We start from the raw sequence: 17791 nt of genomic DNA on the forward strand, positions 1-17791 counted from the left end.
ATGATGTTTGCTTGATTTACAGCTTTACTGCTTAACCTAAACGGGTTTTGATCAACCCGGATATTTTACCCATATCGGCACGGCCAGCTACCAGCGGTTTAATCGCCGCCATGACCTTACTCATATCTTTAATACCAGCAGCACCTGTTTCCACCACAACTTTTTCCAGGATGTCTTTAATTTCATCTTCTGTCAGCTGTTGCGGCAGGTAGGTTTGCAGTACGCTGACTTCAAACTTTTCCACATCAGCCAGGTCATTGCGATTTGCCGATTCATACGCCGCAATAGAATCACGGCGCTGCTTAAGCATTTTCTCGATCACGGCAATCACATTACCGTCATCAAGCTCAACCCGCTCATCCACTTCACGCTGCTTGATGGCAGCCTGCAGCAGGCGAATCGTGCCCAAACGCGCGCTGTCTTTTGCGCGCATCGCAGCCTTCATATCCTCAGATATCTGAGCTTTCAATGACATACTGACGATTTTACCAAGTATTTCTTAGTAAAGTTTTGCTGGCAACGTTTGCTTCATCAAGCGGCGATATTGACGCTTAACAGCAGCAGCAGCTTTACGTTTACGTTCCCAGGTTGGCTTCTCGTAGAACTCGCGTGCGCGAAGGTCATTCAACAAACCAGTTTTTTCAATCAAACGTTTAAAACGGCGTAAAGCAACGTCAAACGGCTCATTTTCTTTTACACGTACACTAGACATTCGGTCTCTCTTATCTGCAACAATTCAATTATAAGGTCATGCTCAAGTTCGCCTTTCAGGCATAAACATGAGAAAAGTCCGCCATTTTAATCGTATAATTGGTTTTGTTCAATTACTTTCTATGTAATTGTGTTGCAAATGTTATTTTTAGGTAAAGTTGGATACAAAAAATGTTAGTGCTTGGCGTTGAATCTTCGTGTGATGAAACAGGTATTGCCTTATATGATACGGATAAAGGCCTGCTGGCACACGCCCTGCACTCCCAGGTCGAGATGCATGCCGAATATGGCGGCGTAGTGCCTGAACTCGCTTCCCGCGACCATATCCGCCGCGTATTACCACTCACGGAAGCCACCTTGAAAGAGGCCGGGAAAACACTGCAGGATATTGATGCCATCGCCTACACACAAGGTCCGGGTTTGTCCGGCGCCCTGCTGGTTGGCACCAGCTTTGCCGAGGCGCTGGCTTACAGCTTGCAGATCCCGACGATTAACGTGCACCACCTTGAAGGCCATTTACTGGCGCCATTACTTGAAGACAATCCGCCGCAGTTCCCCTTCGTTGCGCTGCTGGTATCCGGTGGGCACAGCCAACTCATGCGCGTGGATGGCATCGGCGAATACGAACTGCTCGGGGACACTTTGGATGACGCCGCAGGCGAAGCATTCGACAAGACCGCGAAATTGCTAGGCTTGGGTTATCCGGGCGGCCCGGCTTTATCCAAGCTGGCGCAAAACGGTAAACCGAATTTCAAGCTGCCAAGGCCACTGCTCAATAGCGGCGACCTGAATTTCAGCTTCAGCGGATTAAAAACTTCCGTGCTCACCATGGTTAACCAGCACCAGCCTTTGGATGAAACCACCAGGGCCGACATTGCCTATGAATTTCAGGAGGCCGTCACTGAAGTGCTGACCACAAAATGCATGCATGCATTACGTGATACCGGGCTGGATAATTTAATCGTTTCAGGCGGCGTGGGCGCCAATGCCAAACTGCGCGAGAAACTGAATGCAGCAACCAAACGCAGGGGCTGCAAAGTAAGCTACCCGCGCCTGGAATTCTGCACCGACAACGGCGCCATGATTGCCTTTGCCGGTGCCATGCGCCTGATCGCAATGCAGGTCGCCAGCCCTAAAAGTTATAGCTTTAGCGTGAAACCTCGCTGGAATCTGAACGAACTGCAAGCACCATAAGCTACAGCGCCTGTTTTCCGGCTATTTCTTTTTGCCGAAGCCAGACTCAGTGCCGGCCAGTAATTTCCGGATATTGCTTCTGTGACGCCATATCAGCCACACAGACATCACCAGTACCGTCAGCACATAATCCTGATAAGGCAGCAGATACCAGGCAAATACTGGCGCCAGCGCCGCTGCCACAATCGCCCCCAACGAGGAATAACGTGTCGCCGCAAAGACTACGATCCAGGTTGCCAGTGCCGCCAGGCCCAACCATGGCGATATAGCCAGCATCACGCCCAGTGCGGTCGCCACGCCTTTGCCGCCTTTAAAGCCATGGTAAACCGGGTACAAGTGCCCGAAAAACACCGCCAGCGCTACCGCGCTCACCACCCACATCAGCATGCCGGACTGCAATGCCAACCAGACCGGAAACCAGCCTTTGAATGCATCGCCGAGCAACGTAAGTACAGCCGCAGATTTCTTGCCGCTACGGGCAACATTGGTTGCACCGATATTGCCACTGCCAACCGAGCGCGGATCCGGCAAACCATAAAGTTTGCTGATCAAGATACCAAACGCGATGGAACCTAGCAGGTAAGCTGCTACTATCCACACCACAGGAACCAGGGTTACAGGAATAAAACCTAACTCATTCATAATAAGATGCTCTAAAATCTGACTAATCACATTCTAAACCATACAAAAACACTGGGCATCATATTTTATGGACACAATCTTTCTAAGCGAAGTCAAAGTACAAACCAAGCTCGGCGTACCAGAGTGGGAACGCATGGTTGAACAAACCATCATCCTGGACATAGAGATTGGCTACGACTTGAGCCTGGCCTGCAAAAGCGATGATGTTGCCGATACTATAGACTATGGCTTGGTAGTAAACCGCGTGCGCGAGACCCTGAAAGAGCACAGCTTTAAATTAGTTGAAGCCTTAGCCGAGCATGTCTGCCAGCTGATTCTCAAAGAGTTTTCCGCACTGAACGTAAAAGTCAAAGTTGCGAAACCTGCAATACTGCCGGGGCTGAAAGCGTTAGGCGTGATTGTGGAAAGAACCGCATCCTAACCTCGCGGATGATGCTGCGCATGCAGCCTCTTCAGCCGCTCCCGCGCCACATGGGTATAAATCTGCGTCGTTGAAATATCCGAATGCCCCAGCAGCATCTGCACCACGCGCAAATCCGCCCCATGATTCAGCAAATGTGTTGCAAAAGCATGGCGCAGCACATGCGGCGACATATGCTTGGTAATGCCGGCCAGAACAGCATAGCGTTTGATCAGGTACCAGAAAGCCTGCCGCGTCATTTCATCGCCGCGATTCGTCACGAATAATGCATCACTTAGCCGCTTTTGCAGGATTTCAGGGCGCGCTTCTTTCAAATAGCGCCCCACCCAGTCTGCGGCTTCCTCCCCCATCGGCACCAGCCTCGTCTTGCTGCCCTTGCCCGTGACGCGGACTACGCTGTCACTTACGCTGATTTCTGTTGTTTTAATCGTGACCAGTTCCGACACGCGCAAGCCGCAGGCATACAGCAGCTCCAGCATCGCCCTGTCACGCAGGCCGGCCGGCTCATTTAAATTCGGGGCATTGAGCAAAGCAAGCACCTCTTCTTCACTGAGGCTTTTAGGCAGGCTGCGGGGCAGCTTGGGGGATTCTATCTGCAGCGTGGGGTCTATGCTGACTTTATTCTCCCGCAGGCAATAACGGTAAAATCGCCGCAGGCTGGCGATCAGGCGACCAATGCTGCGCGGCTTACTCTGCGGGAACCTGAAGGCGAGATATTGCTGAATATCGGCAGCATTTACAGCCAGCAGTTGCGTGTGCCGGACCTGCGCCCATAGTGCGAAACCAGTCAGATCAAGACGGTAGCTTTGCAGTGTATTTTTTGACAAGCCATCTTCAAGCCAGAGATGGTCTATAAAGGTATCCAGTTCCGCACTGGTATCCTGCGCAAGCTCCTGGCTGCTCACTTACAGCTCCACACTTTCATGCCTTAACAGCCATTGTTTGATAAGCAAGCCGTTCTGCCTGCCCTGCATGAAACCACCAAGCCCATTCCTGGCAACCACCCTATGGCATGGAACCAGCAATGGCAGGCTATTCGCGCCACAGGCATTGGCAACTGCCCGTGGGCCAGAGCCGACCTGGGCAGCCAGTTCTGTGTAAGTGCGCGTCTGCCCAAGTGGAATTGCAGCGATGGCCTGCCACACCCGCTGCTGGAAATCAGTGCCTTGCTGGGCTGTAGGCAAGTCAAATGCCGCTGTGGGATTTTGCAGATACAGCATCACCTGTCGGCAGGCGGACTGCACTACGGGATTATCCGACTCTTTAGCCATGGAAATAGTGCCTGAAGGCTGCACCGCCAACAGCTCTATTGCCAGCTGGCCATTGCTTGAAGTAATAGCTACCGCGCCAAATGGGGTACCGATTAACGCATCATTGTCTGTTGTCATGACACGATGTTAAACCAAACTGCCTATGATGAGAATGTTTCGGGCAACAAAAAACCCCAGCGATCTGCATCTGCTGGGGTTTTTCCGGATCCGCCTGAAATTAAGCGCTTTCTGCTGGAGCCATGACTTCTTTATCGCGAGAAACCAATTTCTCTTTAATACGTGCTGATTTACCTGAACGCTCACGCAAGTAGTACAGTTTCGCACGGCGTACATCACCGCGGCGTTTCAATTCGATTGAAGCGATCAATGGTGAGTATGTCTGGAATGTACGTTCAACGCCTTCGCCTGAAGATATTTTACGCACGATGAATGATGAGTTCAGGCCTTTGTTACGTTTAGCGATCACTACGCCTTCGTAAGCCTGTACACGTTTACGGTTACCCTCAACCACGTTAACGCCAACCACTACAGTGTCACCTGGAGCGAAATCAGGAATTGTTTTGCCTAAACGGGCAATTTCTTCCTGCTCTAACATTTTAATAATATCTGCCATTTTCTTATCCCTTGCGGGTTCCTTTTAATTATGAAGAAACTTGTTCCTGCCAACTAATCCTGCTGCAGCAGCCGTGCTTCCTCTTTCGTCAACGGCCTTGCGGCCAATAAATCGGGACGCTGGTCCCGAGTTCTCTGCAATGACATTTTCAAACGCCACTGCCTGATCTTTGCATGATTGCCTGACATCAACACTTCAGGCACCTTCACATTTTTATATTCTTCCGGCCTTGTATAGTGCGGACAATCGAGCAGGCCATCTACAAATGAGTCTTCAATCGCAGAATCACTGTCACCCAGACTGCCGGGCAACTGCCGGATAATCGCATCCATCAACACCATGGCGGGCAATTCCCCGCCACTTAATACATAATCGCCGATGGAGATCTCCTCATCCACCTCAGCATCTATCAGTCGCTGGTCTACACCTTCATAACGGCTGGCCAATAACACCAGACCCGGCTTTTTGCTCAACTGCATGACTTTACCATGCGTCAGCGGCTTACCCGATGGCGAAACATGCACCACCCAAGGCTCGACACCCGCATCCGACTGCACAGCCTTTGCTGCGCCTATCGCTTTTTCCAGCGGCTCTATCAGCATTACCATGCCGGGGCCACCGCCATAAGGCCGGTCATCTACCGTTTTGTGGTTATCAGTAGTGTAATCACGCGGATTCCAATACTGCACCCCATAAATATTTTTCTGTAACGCCCTGCTGGTAATGCCATACTTGGTGATGGCATCAAACATCTCGGGAAACAACGTTACGATATCAAACTTAAACGCCATGATTTTAAAGATCCGGTTAGAAATCCGGGTCCCAATCAACCAGCATCGTTTTTGCTTTCAAATCCACTTCCAATACTACCGATGCAATGAAAGGCAACAGCCTTTCCGGCGCTTTTTCTTTTGCGGCTTTATCAGTCACTGCTTTGCCAGCGGCTTCAGCCTTGGCCGGCGAGGCTTTAACGACCAACACATCATTAGCACCCGTTTCAAGGATGTCATCAATGACACCCAAGTCAACGCCTTGTACGTTCCTGACATGCAAGCCTAACAGGTCTGACCAGTAATACTCGTTTTCGTCCGGTTCAGGCAGTTGCGCCCTTGGCACGGCAACCTGCTTGCCTTTACATGCAAACGCGGCATCGCGGTCATTGATTCCCTGCAGCTTCACCACAATAACGTCGTTGTGGATCTTGGCTGCTTCCACAACCATCTCACGCCAATCGCTACCTTTGCCCAGCCACCACGTATCGTAGTCAAACAGGCCATCAATCGCTTCAGTATCCGGCAGCACTTTCAGCCAGCCATAAATGCCGTAGGGCGCAACAACGCGCCCCATGACTACCATTGCATTATCTGCCAAAATTAACCCTTAAATCCGGCTTAGCCTAATTGCTTGCAATGCCTGAACGAATTCAGGCATCCAGTGATTAAGCGTCAGCAGCTGGAGCTTCTGTTTCAGCAGCTGCTGCTTCTTTAGCAGCTTCAGCTTCTGCAGCAGCTTTAGCATCGGCCTCAGCTTGAGCAGCGTCAGCAGCAGCTTTAACCTTAGCAGCTTCTTCTGCAGCAATTTTAGCTTTTCTGGCTTCTACTTTTGCAGCGTCTTTAGCTTTAGCAGCGATAGCAGCATCAGGGCCTTTAGCGTGAAATTTAACCAGGCGTGCAACTGTCTCTGACAATTGCGCACCGTTGTTTTGCCAGTGCGTAACACGTGCCAGATCAATACGCAAACCTTCAGCGTTAGCGCTTGCAGATGGGTTGTAAAAACCAACGCGCTCAATGAAACGACCATCGCGACGGTTACGTGAATCAGCCACAACAACGTTGTAGAAAGGAGTTTTTTTCGCGCCACCACGAGCTAAACGAATAATAACCATAATCTTTGTTCTCTTTTGAATAATTTAAAGCAGAAAGGCGCGGATTTTACGTTATATCCGAACCTTTTGGCAAGCTATTTATCCATCAATTTCATTATTAATGTATCTATTTGTTTTTGTAACTAATTACACAACAAACATAACCGTGCCAAAAACCCATTTTTTACAACATTCCAGGCGCAATTCTTATCACGGGCGTTCCTTATAATGCGTAGGATCGGCCAAGCCTGCAGCAGCAAAACCCTCACTGCGCAGGCGACAGGAATCACACACGCCACATGCCTTACCCTGGCTATCCGCCTGGTAACAGGAAACCGTCATGGCATAATCCACACCCAGCTCAGTACCTAACCGCACGATCTGCGCCTTTGTCATATCGATCAGCGGCGCATGTACGGTAATGGTTTTACCTTCAACCGCGCTTTTGGTGGCAAGATTGGCCATCGCCTGAAATGCTTTTACGTATTCGCCACGGCAATCCGGATAGCCGGAATAGTCCAGCGCATTCACGCCGATAAATATATCCTGCGCTGCCAGTACTTCCGCCCAAGCCAGGGCGAGTGACAGCATAATGGTGTTACGCGCCGGTACATAGGTAATCGGGATGCCTTCCGAAGCGCTTTCCGGCACTGCAATAGCGCTATCCGTCAATGCAGAGCCGCCAAACAACGATAAATCCAGCTGTGCGGTTTTATGCGCTGCCGCCCCCATTACCGCGGCAATCTTTTTAGCTGCATTCAATTCCGCGATATGGCGCTGGTGATAATCCAGGCTCAGGCAATAACACTCATAACCCTGGCTGCGCGCATATGCAAGTACGGTGGCGGAGTCCAATCCGCCGGACAGCAATACGACGGCTTTACGGCGCGATGCGCTGTTGCCGGTTACAAGCAATGTATCTTGATGACTCATATCAGACTCAGACCCCGGGCTTTTCGCCCCACAATATCTTATGCAACTGCACCTGCATACGCACCGGCAGCTTATCCTGCAACATCCAGCCAGCCAGGTCAGTCGGGTTAACCTGGTTATATACAGGAGAAAACAGCACCGGGCATTTAGCGGCAATAGCATGTTTATTCAAAATATCTTTCGCCCAATCGTAATCGGCACGGCTGCATAGTACAAATTTCACCTCATCCGTTTGCTTGAGATGATCCAGGTTGCTCCATACATTATTTTCGACTTCGCCGGAACCCGGTGTTTTAATGTCAAGAATGACCGAAACACGCTGGTCCACAGGGCTAATATCAATGGCGCCGCCGGTTTCAAGCGATACGCTATAACCTTGATCGCACAACCCCTTAAGCAGCACCTGGCAGCCTTTTTGCGCCAGCGGTTCACCGCCGGTGACAGTGACATACTTTGCGCCATACTCGGCAACTTTAGCCAGGATGTCACTGATTTCCATATTACTACCGCCACTGAACGCATAGGCAGTATCACAATACACACAGCGCATCGGACAGCCCGTAAGGCGCACAAACACTGTAGGCAAACCTACGCGGCTGGACTCGCCCTGCAGCGAATAAAATATTTCGTGGATTTTAAGTTTCATTGGATATTCTGCACATCACATCTGTGCGCCATAAGAAATAGCGCCACAATTCAGGTTGGCGCCATTTTAACTTATAAAGATGCAATACGCTAAATCAAGATTTACTAAGTGAATGTTTTTTCTAATATTTTCTTTAAGAAAATACGGGACAACCACATGCACAGGTCGGCAGACTGCACCGCCTTTCACCAGAAACTACCGGATTGTCTCCAGCGCTTTCAGGCGCTTCTGCGCTGTAGGCGTGACTTCACTATCAGGGAATTTCCTGACCAGGTCACGCAAAGTTTTCTTCGCCGCCGCGACCTGCCCCAGCTGAATCTGACTGTTTGCCATATTCATCATTGCATCCGGCACCTTTGCGCTCTCCGCATGCGTATCCAGCAGCTTTTGCTGCGTAGCGATTGCTGATTTGTAGTTTTTCAAGGCAAATTGGGAATAACCCAGCCCGTACATCGCATCCGCAGCAGAAGCGCTGCCCGGATAGTCTTTCAGGAATTTGTCATAAGCGGAGAAAGCCTCTTTATACTTGGCATCTTTCGATAAAGCATTGGCCGCTTCCAACTGCTTCAACTCATCCGTTTCTTTTGCCGCCGCTGCAGGTGCAGCTTCTGCCGCCGCCTGTGCCGCAGGCGCTGCACTGCTTTCCAGCTTGCGCAAACGGACATCGGTGTCGGTATATAAATCTTTCTGGCGCTGCTGGGCTAAATCCAGGTTATGTGTCACCAGCTCCAGATCGCCTTTTAATCTTGAATTTTCCAGCCTGAGCGCTTCAAACTGACCCTGCACATCTGCCAGGCCATTCTTGGCGATAGCCTCCAGCGAGGTCAGCCGCTGCTCCAACGCCTGCTGGTTTTTCTTCAGTTCATTTAATGCAGCCTGCGTTGACTGATTCTGACTTTGCGTGGTTTTTTCAAGTTCAAGTATCTTCTTGCGCGCTTCGGTGTCATCAAATAAGGCCGAGTGACTAGTCAGCGAAAATAATTGTGCTGTTAAAAACAGGCTTGTCAGAATCAGTTTTTTCATCGTATCTATTCTACGGCTTTAAATTACTCGCCTTCGTAGACAATATCTACGCGACGGTTTAATTGATGACATGCTTCATCTTTGCAGTTTGGCGTGGCTTTTTCTTCACCGTAGCTGACTGCTTCGATCTGCTTGTCTTGCACGCTTAACAGGTTCAATGATTTTTTCACTGCAACCGAACGGCGCTGACCCAATGAAAGGTTGTACTCACGAGTACCGCGCTCATCGGCATTACCTTGCAGGTTAATTTTTGCATTGCTGTGCTGAGACAGATATTTAGCGTGCGCCTCGATCAATGGACGGAACTCTTCCCTTACGGTGTCTTTATCGAAATCAAAATAAATGCTGCGTTTGGACAGGATATTGTTTGGATCAGTCAAAGGATTGCCGCTGAGTGACGCATCATTAACACCTGAAGTGTCTGCACCCGTATCCGCAGCCGGTGCAGCAGGAGCCGTAGCCTCGGTTTTCGGGCTTTTATCTTCTACAGCAGCCGGTTTGTCGACCATAGGCGTACTTTTACATGCAGACAAAGCCATTGCCAGCAACACGCTACCCAAGAGCTTTTTGTTCAAGATGTTTTTGTTCATTTAATTCTCCTCATATTTTAAGTTGCGGTCCCGCAACATTCAGCAAGCTGCGTTGAAATCCTTCAACACACCATTAATTCAATAAAGGTCCCCAGGATGGTTCGCGCACATCACCGCCCGATTCACTCAAGCGCTGCTTGACACGCCCATCTGAAGATACCGCAGCCAAAGCGCCGCGACCACCCACTCGAGTAGCGTATAGTATAACACGGCCATTCGGGGCAAAACTCGGAGATTCATCCTGATTGCCCTCACTCAGCAGCCGCACCTGGCCGTTCACCAAGTCCTGCAAGGCGATGCTGTACTTTGCGCCATCCTTACGCACCATCGCCAATGATTTGCCATCGGGTGCAAATCGCGGGCTCAGGTTATGATCGCCCTGGAAAGTGACGCGCTGCGCATCGCCGCCAAATGCTGATACTTTATACACCTGAGGATTGCCACCGCGGTCTGAGGTAAAGTAAATCCATTTCGCATCGGGCGACCAGACAGGTTCAGTATCAATGGCATTGCTTTTAGTCACTTGCTTGAGGCCTGTGCCGTCGGCATTAATCGTGTACAGCTGCGAGTTAGCCGAATGGCTGAGCACGATCGCCAATTTGGTGCCGTCCGGCGACCAGGCCGGCGCGCTGTTATTGCCCTTGAAATTAGCCAGCGTCAATCGCTGCCCGGTCGTTAACGACTGGACAAAAATAATCGGCTTTTTCTTTTCGAATGAAACGTAAGCGATTTTGCTGCCGTCCGGCGACCATGCCGGCGAAATGATCGGCTCACTTGAAGAAACGACCGTCTGTGCATTCATGCCATCGGCATCCGCCACCTGCAGCGAAAAACGGTTCTTGGATTTATTGATGTAGGCAATGCGGCTCGCAAAAATAGGCCCTTCACCGGTCAGCTTCTGGTAAATCACATCTGCGATCTTATGCGCAGTCAGCCGCAGCTGGCCGGGCGCAATATTATATTCCATGCTGACCAGCTGGTTCTGCTTGAGCACATCAGCCAGGCCGAACATCACTTTAAGGCGATTACCCGGTAAAGCGGTCACATTACCCACAGTGATCGCCTGTGCCTGCAGTACTGCCCATTCTGCATATTTCACCTGCGACACTTCTGTTGGTCGGCTGGCCACACCGCCTGTTTCCAATATGCGGAACAGCCCGCTGCGACGCAAGTCTGCCGCAATGATGTCACCGATCTTCTCCTGGGTAGACCCAGCAGCCTGCCCGAACGGCACGATTGCAATCGGGATCTGCTGCGCGCTACCGCCGCTGATTTCAATCTCCAAAGCGGCATGCGCCGATGTCGAAGCCATTGCCGGCATAAAAGCCGCCATACAGAACAAAACAGGCCGAAATATTTTAAAAAATTTTTTCATAAGAATTAAGTTGGGGTTGCATCCATAAAGTTAATGAATTCTACTGTAAATTATTACTGTAATTAAGATGGATAAACTATCAGCGTTTATTGTATTAGAGCGCTTTGCCCTGAACAAACACTAGTTCAGGATTTCACAAAAATATCAAAATTCCGTCACGCCGCCGGCGTGACGGAATTGATGATGCTTTGCAGCGCAGGATATAGGCACAAAGCACGCTATTCAAAACTAAAGATTACAGGTGATGCAGGCCTTAACCTTTAGCCGCCAAACCAGACCATGGCCGATGTTTAATTTTCATTAGGGTGGAATGTGAGCTTTAGGTTCCTGAACTGTGAGAACAAAGTTCTGTCCGGCGGCAATGGCAATGGTTCCGACATCCTGATCGCGCGCTCAACAGCATCGTCACAGGCCGCATTGCCGCTCGATTTAACAAGCTTGGGAGCACCGCTTAATTCACCGGTAGGGAGCAAGCCGATTTCAAATTTCAATTCCGGACTGCCGCTACCGCACAGTGTTTTATTGACATTGCTGCGGATCTTTTCCTGGATCCTGGCCTTGAACTCATCGACGACACCGGCACTGGCTGCGGATTTTGCAGCAGCAGCTTTCTGCTCGCCGGCAGCCTTATCTTCGCTCAGGCTTTCCTGCTGCAATTTTTTTAAAGCATCATTGGTATTGGATTTTGTAATGCTTTTGTTTTTTAAGGCATCCTGGCGCGCTTCTTCCTGCAGTTTCGCCAGCACATCATTCGTTTTTGCAGCCGGCGGTGGCGGTTCCTTTTTAGCCGGTTCTTTTTTTACCGGCTCTTTCTTGACCGGTTTTTTCTCGATTGCAATTTCCACTTTCGGCTCCGGCTTTACTTCCGGCTCCGCCATTACTGGCTTCGGGATCTCTTTTTGTTCCGGCACAGGCTCTGGGGCAGGCGCCGGGACGGGAGCCGCTTTCTGCTCAGTGGCAGGTACGCTATCCCATAGCTCAACCTGGGCGATACTGATCGGATGCGTCGTTTTCCAGTTAAACGAAATCAGCAGCGCGCCCAGAAGCAGGACATGCACCAGAACAGAAAGTGCGCCGGCTTTCAATGAGTCTGGATTTTCGCGCTGTCGTAACATCATGATAAGTTCTAATCAGGCTTTAAAGCGGCTTCAGCAGCAAGCCGACTTTATCCACTTTATTGGTTTTCAACAGATCCATGACACCGATCACATCTTCATATTTAACGCTTTTATCAGCCGCAATCACAACAGAGCGCTCCGGTGACTTAGCCAGCACACTGCGAATGGCCAGCAGCAACTCATCGCGCTGCATTGTTTTGCCATCGAGCTCGGTGTTTCCGTTCTTTTTCACGGTCACCACGACCGGCGGCAGCTTGGGCTGGTTCAGGCTCTGACCGGCGCCAGGCAGTTCCACCACACCTGGGTTGGTCATAGGCGCCGTCACCATGAAAATCACCAGCAGCACCAGGGTGACATCAATGTAAGGTACGACATTGATCTGGTTCATCATGCGGCGTTTACGTGTGCGTGCCATCGTTTTCCGCCCTTAAGATTTGCGTTGCAGAATATTGGTGAACTCTTCCATAAAGCTTTCATAGCGAACCGAAAGCCGGTCTACGGAACTCGCAAAACGGTTATAGGCAATCACTGCCGGAATGGCCGCAAACAAGCCGATCGCGGTAGCAACCAGCGCTTCCGCAATACCTGGCGCCACCTGGGTAAGCGTTGCCTGCGCCACATTAGATAAACCGCGGAATGCATTCATAATGCCCCATACCGTACCGAACAGGCCGATATAAGGACTGACGGAGCCTACAGAAGCCAGAAACGGCAGATGCGCATCCAGGTCATCCATTTCACGGTTATACGCTGCACGCATCGCACGGCGCGAACCTTCCATCACGTCGGACACTTCCATACGCGCCTGTTGCTTATGCCTGATGTATTCCTTAAAGCCTGCCTCGAATATGCTGGCGATACCCTGCGGTTTACGGCGGCCTGCCGTCACGCCTTCATACAGCTTATTGAGATCCCCTCCCGTCCAGAAAGTTTCTTCAAAGTGATCCGCATCTTTTTCAGCGCGCTTGATAGTGGCCACTTTAATGAATATATACCACCACGAAAAGAGGGAGGTGATCACCAGAATCAGCATCACCAGCTGTACTGGTAAACTGGCACCCGCGACCAAGGTAAAAAACGACATATCACTGCTTGCGCTCATAATTTCTCCACTAGTTCTTACAGCACACTATTTTTATAAAAGACCTTGCACAAAACACTTTCAACCTAAAAGCCTATCGATTTCGTCATTCCGGCGAAGGCCGGAATCCAGACAGGCTTCATGATTAAATAAAAACCACAAACAATGGAAATTGTTAATTTATTTTATAAACAACATGTTACATTTAAGTTCTTACATTAACATTAACTAAATTTACTACTTCAAACATCACCTTGCCTAGATTCCGGCCTCTGCCGGAATAACGGTTTTTTTGATATTTTTGTTGAAAATTAATCCAGCCTTTATTTCATGCAAAGTTCTCTATCAGCAATTATTTTTATAACAAAAAAGTCCTAATCAGCCAATGTCGGCAACATAGCCGCTTTTATATCCGCCGGGATAGCCAAAGGCCTGAATGTTTCAGCATTCACGAACGCCAGCTTTACCTGCGCCTTGATCAGCTGGTGATGATCGCGCATCACTTTCTGCTCCATTTCAATGCTGCCGCGCCCGATTTTCGTCAGCCGGCAACGCACATCCAGCATGTCGTTAAAGTACGCCGGGGCTTTGAATTCAACCGAAAAGCTATGCACAACGATGATCACGCCCAGGTCTGCCCTGACCTGTGGCTGTTCAAATCCCAGCGCTCGCAACCATTCAGTCCTGGCACGCTCCATAAAGTTCAGATAATTGGAATGATAAACCACACCGCCCGCATCTGTATCTTCGTAATAGACGCGGACTGGCCAATTGAAAATAACATTTCCATGCATGCTGACTAACGCCTTACTGCTGCCAAAGTTCGCCCGATGCCAGGCTGCTAGGCACTGCCAGGCCAAAATGCTGGTAGGACTGGCTTGTGGCAACGCGGCCACGCGGCGTGCGCATCAGGTAACCCTGCTGTATCAGATAAGGCTCCAGCACATCCTCGATCGTATCACGCTCTTCACCGATGGCTGCCGCCAGGTTATCCAGGCCGACCGGGCCGCCGCCGAACTTCTCCAGCACTGCCAGCAGCAGCTTCCTGTCCATGACATCGAAACCCAGCTTATCCACATCCAGCATTTTAAGTGCGGCATCGGCAATATCGGCAGAAACCACGCCATTCGCCTTGACCTGCGCGTAATCACGCACCCGGCGCAGCAGACGGTTGGCGATTCGCGGCGTACCGCGTGAACGCTTTGCGATTTCGAGCGCCCCGCTGCCCGCCATTTCGACTTCGAGCAAGCCAGCGGAGCGCTGCACGATGCGGCCCAGCTCTTCCGGCGTATAAAACTCCAGTCTGGATACAATGCCGAAGCGGTCACGCAAGGGGTTCGTCAGCATGCCTGCACGCGTAGTTGCGCCCACAAGTGTGAACGGCGGCAAATCCAGGCGTACACTGCGCGCGGAAGGGCCTTCACCGATCATGATGTCCAGGCGATAATCTTCCATTGCCGGGTACAGGATTTCTTCAACAACCGGTGACAGCCGGTGAATCTCATCGATAAACAGCACATCGTTTGGCTCAAGATTGGTAAGCAGTGCGGCAAGGTCACCCGCACGCTCCAGCACCGGGCCGGATGTCTGGCGCATATTCACGCCCATCTCTTTGGCAATAATATGCGCCAGCGTGGTTTTGCCCAGACCCGGCGGGCCGAACAGCAGCACGTGATCCAGCGCTTCGCTGCGGCCACGCGCAGCATTGATGAATATCTCCAGCTGCGCCCGCGCTTTTTCCTGGCCGATATATTCGTCCAGTATTTTCGGGCGCAATGCACGTTCCAGCGCCTCTTCCTGCGGGCTAATGTTATCCGGAGCAATTAAACGGTCAGTTTCTATCATAAAGCGCTATCTGTTATCCCTGTCTTGCAACGCAATCCAGTGCGTAATGAGTGTCAAGCCAACCGCCAGCAGCGTTGGCCCCAGAAAAATACCGATAAAGCCAAAGGCGAAGGCTCCGCCCAGCACACCCAGCACGACCAGCAACAATGGCAGATGGGATGAATGGCTGATTAAAATCGGTTTAATCACATTATCCACCGTGCTGATTGCCAGCAGGCCATAAAGCGCAAGGAAAATAGCCCAGCCATGGTCACCGTGATTATAAAGCCATAAAGCGGAACCGCCCCACACCAATGGCGGCCCGACCGGAATCACCGACAGGAAGAATGTTGCCAATGCCAGCAGCATCGGCATTGGCGCCCCCGCCAGCCAGAACCCGAACAGCGCCACGGTAGACTGTGCCAATGCCGTACCAAAAATGCCCAGCATCACACCTTTCACGGTGCTGCATGAGAGTGTCAGCATTTCTTCGCCCAGTGTGCCGCCTAAGCGATGCACCATCAATATCACGCCTTTGGCAAGGCGCCTGCCATCACGGTAAAAAAAGAAAGCGATAAAAGCGACCAGCAGCATCTGCAGGAACCCGCCCATCATCATCTGCACCGCCTGTAGCATGATCTTGCGTGCGGGCTCTGCATACTGGCTAAGCAGCTTCATCAATTCCTCATGGCTGATTACGGCACGCTGCCACGATTCTGCCAGCTGCCCTCCTATCAAAGGCAAGCTTCTTATCCACTCAGGCGCCTGGGGTTGCAGGTTCTTTAAAGTCACCTGCGCCTCTTCAATCAGGATTGCCGCAGAATCCGCTAAATTCGTAGCTAGGTAGGCCATCGGCAGGATCACCGCAACAGACAGGAGCGCGGTCATGGTGATGGCGGCCAGGTTATCCCTCTTGCCAAGTTTCAGCCATAGCCACTGATAGGCCGGCCAGGTAAAAACACAGAACACCGCGGCAAAAAGCAATGCCGCCATGAAAGGATGCAGTACAAACAGGCAGCCAACGATCAGTAAAGCAATGAGTGCGATACGCGCAATCTGGTTGGTATTAATCATAAATACCTGTCCTTATCTATAAATTGCCTCTGACGCTGAAGTATATGCATGCGGCTTTGATTCTACCTCAAAACCGACTGATTAAAACCAGGTACAGCTATTTCGAGAGCAGCTTCAGCGCCTGCTTGATACCGTCTGTGACGCTGATTTCCTTATCCAGCAGTTTTACTGAAGCCAAAGCCTCACGTTCGTTATAGCCTAACGCCAGCAAGGCATTCAATATGTCGCTGCTGGCTGATTTCGGCTGGCTGGAGCTCATGGCAGCCACTCCATCAATCGTAAACTTGTCCTTGAGTTCAAGCAGCAAACGCTCTGCCGTTTTTTTGCCGACCCCGGGCACGCGCGTTAGCATGGCAGCCTCCTGCAGGGCAACCGCCTGCACCAGCTCATCAATCGACAAACCGCTTAAAATGGACAATGCCGATTTGGCGCCGATGCCGTTCACCTTTAGCAATTGCCTGAAAGTTGCACGCTCCTGGCTGCTGCCAAAACCATACAGCAGCTGGGCATCTTCACGCACGACAAAATGCGTAAGCATGACCACTTTTTCACCCACGGCCGGCAGGTTATAAAAAGTGCTCATCGGCACTTCACATTCATAACCCACGCCATGGCAGTCAATCAAAACCAGTGGCGGCGTCTTTTCGAGCAAGATTCCACTCAGGCGTCCAATCATGGCATATTCCCAATCATAATAAGCGTTAACACATGCCCTGCATGCAGGCCGCTAGTGCGGCGAATGGCTATACGGGCGGGTTTGAAAAAGTAAAACGGCAAGCATGTGGAGATACTTCCGCGCGCCGGTTCAATAGCAGGATCATTCATCCGCACCGGCTTAGCCAATCAGGCGTCCGCCACGCACACGGTAACCGGCTGTCGCCAGTTTACCGAGGCCCTGCCCGCCATGGGCATGGCATATCGCACAGGCCAGGGCATCTGCGGAATCCGGTTTCGGTGCTGCAGGCAGGTTCAAAAGCCGCTTGACCATCTCCTGCACTTGTTCTTTCTGCGCATGGCCGTTGCCCACCACGGACTGCTTGACCTGCAATGCCGTATATTCAGCCACGCTTAAATTACGGATGACCGCAGCACAGATTGCCGCACCGCGTGCCTGACCAAGCAGCAGCGTAGACTGCGGGTTCACGTTCACAAAGACTTTTTCGATCGCGACTTGATGCGGGCTGTAGGTGTCGATGACCTCAAACAGGCTATCGACAATAATCTTCAGGCGCGCCGGCAGCTCCTCCCGGTCATCCTCACCCGCGACCTTGTTCTTTTTGCCGCTGGCGGTCTTGATCGTGCCGCTTGCGATATAAATGATTTTCTCACCGACTTTCTCGACTACACCGAAGCCGGTAAGACGCAAACCAGGATCAATCCCTAGGATTCTGATACTGTCCAAATTTTTCTC

The 17791-nt window shown here is 51.0% G+C and carries 24 protein-coding genes; 2 read left to right on the top strand and 22 right to left on the bottom strand.

Annotated features, from left to right (window positions below; all coding sequences use genetic code 11):
* Positions 1-31: 31 nt before the first annotated feature.
* Positions 32-475, bottom strand: coding sequence for a GatB/YqeY domain-containing protein (locus GQ51_RS06830; protein WP_047551448.1), 444 nt, complete (start codon positions 473-475; stop codon positions 32-34).
* A gap of 24 nt (positions 476-499) precedes the next feature.
* Entirely contained in the window at positions 500-712 is a 213-nt protein-coding gene (rpsU, locus tag GQ51_RS06835) for a 30S ribosomal protein S21 (protein ID WP_015833002.1), read from the bottom strand.
* A 170-nt stretch (positions 713-882) separates the two neighbouring features.
* On the opposite strand from rpsU, the gene tsaD reads away from it, so the two are divergent.
* Positions 883-1905, top strand: a complete 1023-nt coding sequence (gene tsaD / locus GQ51_RS06840) for a tRNA (adenosine(37)-N6)-threonylcarbamoyltransferase complex transferase subunit TsaD (protein ID WP_047551450.1) — start codon at positions 883-885, stop codon at positions 1903-1905.
* Between the two features lie 21 nt (positions 1906-1926).
* On the opposite strand, the gene plsY is transcribed toward tsaD, so the two are convergent.
* Positions 1927-2547 (bottom strand): glycerol-3-phosphate 1-O-acyltransferase PlsY, encoded by a 621-nt coding sequence (plsY, locus tag GQ51_RS06845; protein ID WP_047551452.1) that lies wholly within the window; start codon positions 2545-2547, stop codon positions 1927-1929.
* A gap of 67 nt (positions 2548-2614) precedes the next feature.
* On the opposite strand from plsY, the gene folB reads away from it, so the two are divergent.
* Positions 2615-2968, top strand: a complete 354-nt coding sequence (gene folB / locus GQ51_RS06850) for a dihydroneopterin aldolase (RefSeq protein WP_047551453.1) — start codon at positions 2615-2617, stop codon at positions 2966-2968.
* On the opposite strand, the gene xerD is transcribed toward folB, so the two are convergent.
* The 19 genes from xerD to ruvC all read right to left on the bottom strand — a co-directional run bounded on the left by xerD (position 2965) and on the right by ruvC (position 17782).
* Positions 2965-3873 (bottom strand): site-specific tyrosine recombinase XerD, encoded by a 909-nt coding sequence (xerD, locus tag GQ51_RS06855; RefSeq protein ID WP_047551456.1) that lies wholly within the window; start codon positions 3871-3873, stop codon positions 2965-2967. The two genes, folB and xerD, sit on opposite strands and share 4 nt — an antisense overlap.
* On the bottom strand, positions 3874-4356 hold the full coding sequence (locus GQ51_RS06860; RefSeq protein ID WP_047551458.1) for a methylated-DNA--[protein]-cysteine S-methyltransferase: 483 nt from the start codon (positions 4354-4356) through the stop codon (positions 3874-3876). It lies immediately after the preceding gene.
* A gap of 100 nt (positions 4357-4456) precedes the next feature.
* The gene (rplS, locus tag GQ51_RS06865) at positions 4457-4852 is read right to left on the bottom strand and encodes a 50S ribosomal protein L19 (protein WP_047551461.1); all 396 of its coding nucleotides are present in this window, start codon (positions 4850-4852) and stop codon (positions 4457-4459) included.
* Positions 4853-4905: 53 nt separating this feature from the next.
* On the bottom strand, positions 4906-5643 hold the full coding sequence (trmD, locus tag GQ51_RS06870; RefSeq protein WP_047551462.1) for a tRNA (guanosine(37)-N1)-methyltransferase TrmD: 738 nt from the start codon (positions 5641-5643) through the stop codon (positions 4906-4908).
* Positions 5644-5659: 16 nt separating this feature from the next.
* A complete protein-coding gene (rimM, locus tag GQ51_RS06875) occupies positions 5660-6208 on the bottom strand; it encodes a ribosome maturation factor RimM (RefSeq protein WP_052177860.1) in 549 nt (182 codons plus the stop codon).
* Between the two features lie 82 nt (positions 6209-6290).
* Positions 6291-6737: a 30S ribosomal protein S16 gene (gene rpsP / locus GQ51_RS06880; protein WP_047551467.1), complete on the bottom strand. Its 447-nt coding sequence runs from the start codon at positions 6735-6737 to the stop codon at positions 6291-6293.
* 189 nt (positions 6738-6926) lie between these two features.
* A complete protein-coding gene (gene queC, locus GQ51_RS06885; protein WP_052177743.1) occupies positions 6927-7649 on the bottom strand; it encodes a 7-cyano-7-deazaguanine synthase QueC in 723 nt (240 codons plus the stop codon).
* A 7-nt stretch (positions 7650-7656) separates the two neighbouring features.
* Positions 7657-8295, bottom strand: coding sequence for a 7-carboxy-7-deazaguanine synthase QueE (gene queE / locus GQ51_RS06890; RefSeq protein ID WP_047551470.1), 639 nt, complete (start codon positions 8293-8295; stop codon positions 7657-7659).
* A 195-nt stretch (positions 8296-8490) separates the two neighbouring features.
* Complete coding sequence (locus GQ51_RS06895; protein WP_047551471.1) at positions 8491-9318, bottom strand: YbgF trimerization domain-containing protein; 828 nt, start codon at positions 9316-9318, stop codon at positions 8491-8493.
* Between the two features lie 23 nt (positions 9319-9341).
* Positions 9342-9908, bottom strand: coding sequence for an OmpA family protein (locus GQ51_RS06900; protein ID WP_047551474.1), 567 nt, complete (start codon positions 9906-9908; stop codon positions 9342-9344).
* 73 nt (positions 9909-9981) lie between these two features.
* Positions 9982-11229, bottom strand: coding sequence for a Tol-Pal system beta propeller repeat protein TolB (gene tolB, locus GQ51_RS06905; RefSeq protein ID WP_235276183.1), 1248 nt, complete (start codon positions 11227-11229; stop codon positions 9982-9984).
* Positions 11230-11573: 344 nt separating this feature from the next.
* Complete coding sequence (locus GQ51_RS06910) at positions 11574-12401, bottom strand: energy transducer TonB (protein ID WP_327037011.1); 828 nt, start codon at positions 12399-12401, stop codon at positions 11574-11576.
* 19 nt (positions 12402-12420) lie between these two features.
* The gene (locus GQ51_RS06915; RefSeq protein ID WP_047551479.1) at positions 12421-12816 is read right to left on the bottom strand and encodes an ExbD/TolR family protein; all 396 of its coding nucleotides are present in this window, start codon (positions 12814-12816) and stop codon (positions 12421-12423) included.
* Between the two features lie 12 nt (positions 12817-12828).
* Entirely contained in the window at positions 12829-13503 is a 675-nt protein-coding gene (tolQ, locus tag GQ51_RS06920; protein WP_047551482.1) for a protein TolQ, read from the bottom strand.
* Between the two features lie 353 nt (positions 13504-13856).
* Positions 13857-14276 carry a tol-pal system-associated acyl-CoA thioesterase gene (gene ybgC / locus GQ51_RS06925; protein ID WP_047551484.1) on the bottom strand — a complete coding sequence of 140 codons (420 nt, stop codon included), beginning with the start codon at positions 14274-14276 and terminating at the stop codon, positions 13857-13859.
* A 13-nt stretch (positions 14277-14289) separates the two neighbouring features.
* Entirely contained in the window at positions 14290-15327 is a 1038-nt protein-coding gene (ruvB, locus tag GQ51_RS06930; RefSeq protein ID WP_047551487.1) for a Holliday junction branch migration DNA helicase RuvB, read from the bottom strand.
* A gap of 6 nt (positions 15328-15333) precedes the next feature.
* On the bottom strand, positions 15334-16380 hold the full coding sequence (locus tag GQ51_RS06935) for an AI-2E family transporter (protein WP_047551490.1): 1047 nt from the start codon (positions 16378-16380) through the stop codon (positions 15334-15336).
* A 97-nt stretch (positions 16381-16477) separates the two neighbouring features.
* A complete protein-coding gene (gene ruvA, locus GQ51_RS06940) occupies positions 16478-17056 on the bottom strand; it encodes a Holliday junction branch migration protein RuvA (RefSeq protein ID WP_047551493.1) in 579 nt (192 codons plus the stop codon).
* Positions 17057-17215: 159 nt separating this feature from the next.
* On the bottom strand, positions 17216-17782 hold the full coding sequence (gene ruvC, locus GQ51_RS06945) for a crossover junction endodeoxyribonuclease RuvC (RefSeq protein WP_200884403.1): 567 nt from the start codon (positions 17780-17782) through the stop codon (positions 17216-17218).
* Positions 17783-17791 lie beyond the last annotated feature (9 nt).

Origin of the sequence: Methylotenera sp. G11 (assembly GCF_000799735.1) — a bacterium.
Classification (GTDB): domain Bacteria; phylum Pseudomonadota; class Gammaproteobacteria; order Burkholderiales; family Methylophilaceae; genus Methylotenera.

What these genes read in the sequence shown, in the direction of transcription:
- GQ51_RS06830 (WP_047551448.1), bottom strand. Translation starts at nt 475, where the DNA reads ATGTCATTGAAAGCTCAGATATCTGAGGATATGAAGGCTGCGATGCGC.
- rpsU (WP_015833002.1), bottom strand. Translation starts at nt 712, where the DNA reads ATGTCTAGTGTACGTGTAAAAGAAAATGAGCCGTTTGACGTTGCTTTA.
- tsaD (WP_047551450.1), top strand. Translation starts at nt 883, where the DNA reads ATGTTAGTGCTTGGCGTTGAATCTTCGTGTGATGAAACAGGTATTGCC.
- plsY (WP_047551452.1), bottom strand. Translation starts at nt 2,547, where the DNA reads ATGAATGAGTTAGGTTTTATTCCTGTAACCCTGGTTCCTGTGGTGTGG.
- folB (WP_047551453.1), top strand. Translation starts at nt 2,615, where the DNA reads ATGGACACAATCTTTCTAAGCGAAGTCAAAGTACAAACCAAGCTCGGC.
- GQ51_RS06860 (WP_047551458.1), bottom strand. Translation starts at nt 4,356, where the DNA reads ATGACAACAGACAATGATGCGTTAATCGGTACCCCATTTGGCGCGGTA.
- rplS (WP_047551461.1), bottom strand. Translation starts at nt 4,852, where the DNA reads ATGGCAGATATTATTAAAATGTTAGAGCAGGAAGAAATTGCCCGTTTA.
- trmD (WP_047551462.1), bottom strand. Translation starts at nt 5,643, where the DNA reads ATGGCGTTTAAGTTTGATATCGTAACGTTGTTTCCCGAGATGTTTGAT.
- rimM (WP_052177860.1), bottom strand. Translation starts at nt 6,208, where the DNA reads ATGGTAGTCATGGGGCGCGTTGTTGCGCCCTACGGCATTTATGGCTGG.
- rpsP (WP_047551467.1), bottom strand. Translation starts at nt 6,737, where the DNA reads ATGGTTATTATTCGTTTAGCTCGTGGTGGCGCGAAAAAAACTCCTTTC.
- queC (WP_052177743.1), bottom strand. Translation starts at nt 7,649, where the DNA reads ATGAGTCATCAAGATACATTGCTTGTAACCGGCAACAGCGCATCGCGC.
- queE (WP_047551470.1), bottom strand. Translation starts at nt 8,295, where the DNA reads ATGAAACTTAAAATCCACGAAATATTTTATTCGCTGCAGGGCGAGTCC.
- GQ51_RS06895 (WP_047551471.1), bottom strand. Translation starts at nt 9,318, where the DNA reads ATGAAAAAACTGATTCTGACAAGCCTGTTTTTAACAGCACAATTATTT.
- GQ51_RS06900 (WP_047551474.1), bottom strand. Translation starts at nt 9,908, where the DNA reads ATGAACAAAAACATCTTGAACAAAAAGCTCTTGGGTAGCGTGTTGCTG.
- tolB (WP_235276183.1), bottom strand. Translation starts at nt 11,229, where the DNA reads ATGCCGGCAATGGCTTCGACATCGGCGCATGCCGCTTTGGAGATTGAA.
- GQ51_RS06910 (WP_327037011.1), bottom strand. Translation starts at nt 12,401, where the DNA reads ATGATGTTACGACAGCGCGAAAATCCAGACTCATTGAAAGCCGGCGCA.
- GQ51_RS06915 (WP_047551479.1), bottom strand. Translation starts at nt 12,816, where the DNA reads ATGGCACGCACACGTAAACGCCGCATGATGAACCAGATCAATGTCGTA.
- tolQ (WP_047551482.1), bottom strand. Translation starts at nt 13,503, where the DNA reads ATGAGCGCAAGCAGTGATATGTCGTTTTTTACCTTGGTCGCGGGTGCC.
- ybgC (WP_047551484.1), bottom strand. Translation starts at nt 14,276, where the DNA reads ATGCATGGAAATGTTATTTTCAATTGGCCAGTCCGCGTCTATTACGAA.
- ruvB (WP_047551487.1), bottom strand. Translation starts at nt 15,327, where the DNA reads ATGATAGAAACTGACCGTTTAATTGCTCCGGATAACATTAGCCCGCAG.
- GQ51_RS06935 (WP_047551490.1), bottom strand. Translation starts at nt 16,380, where the DNA reads ATGATTAATACCAACCAGATTGCGCGTATCGCACTCATTGCTTTACTG.
- ruvA (WP_047551493.1), bottom strand. Translation starts at nt 17,056, where the DNA reads ATGATTGGACGCCTGAGTGGAATCTTGCTCGAAAAGACGCCGCCACTG.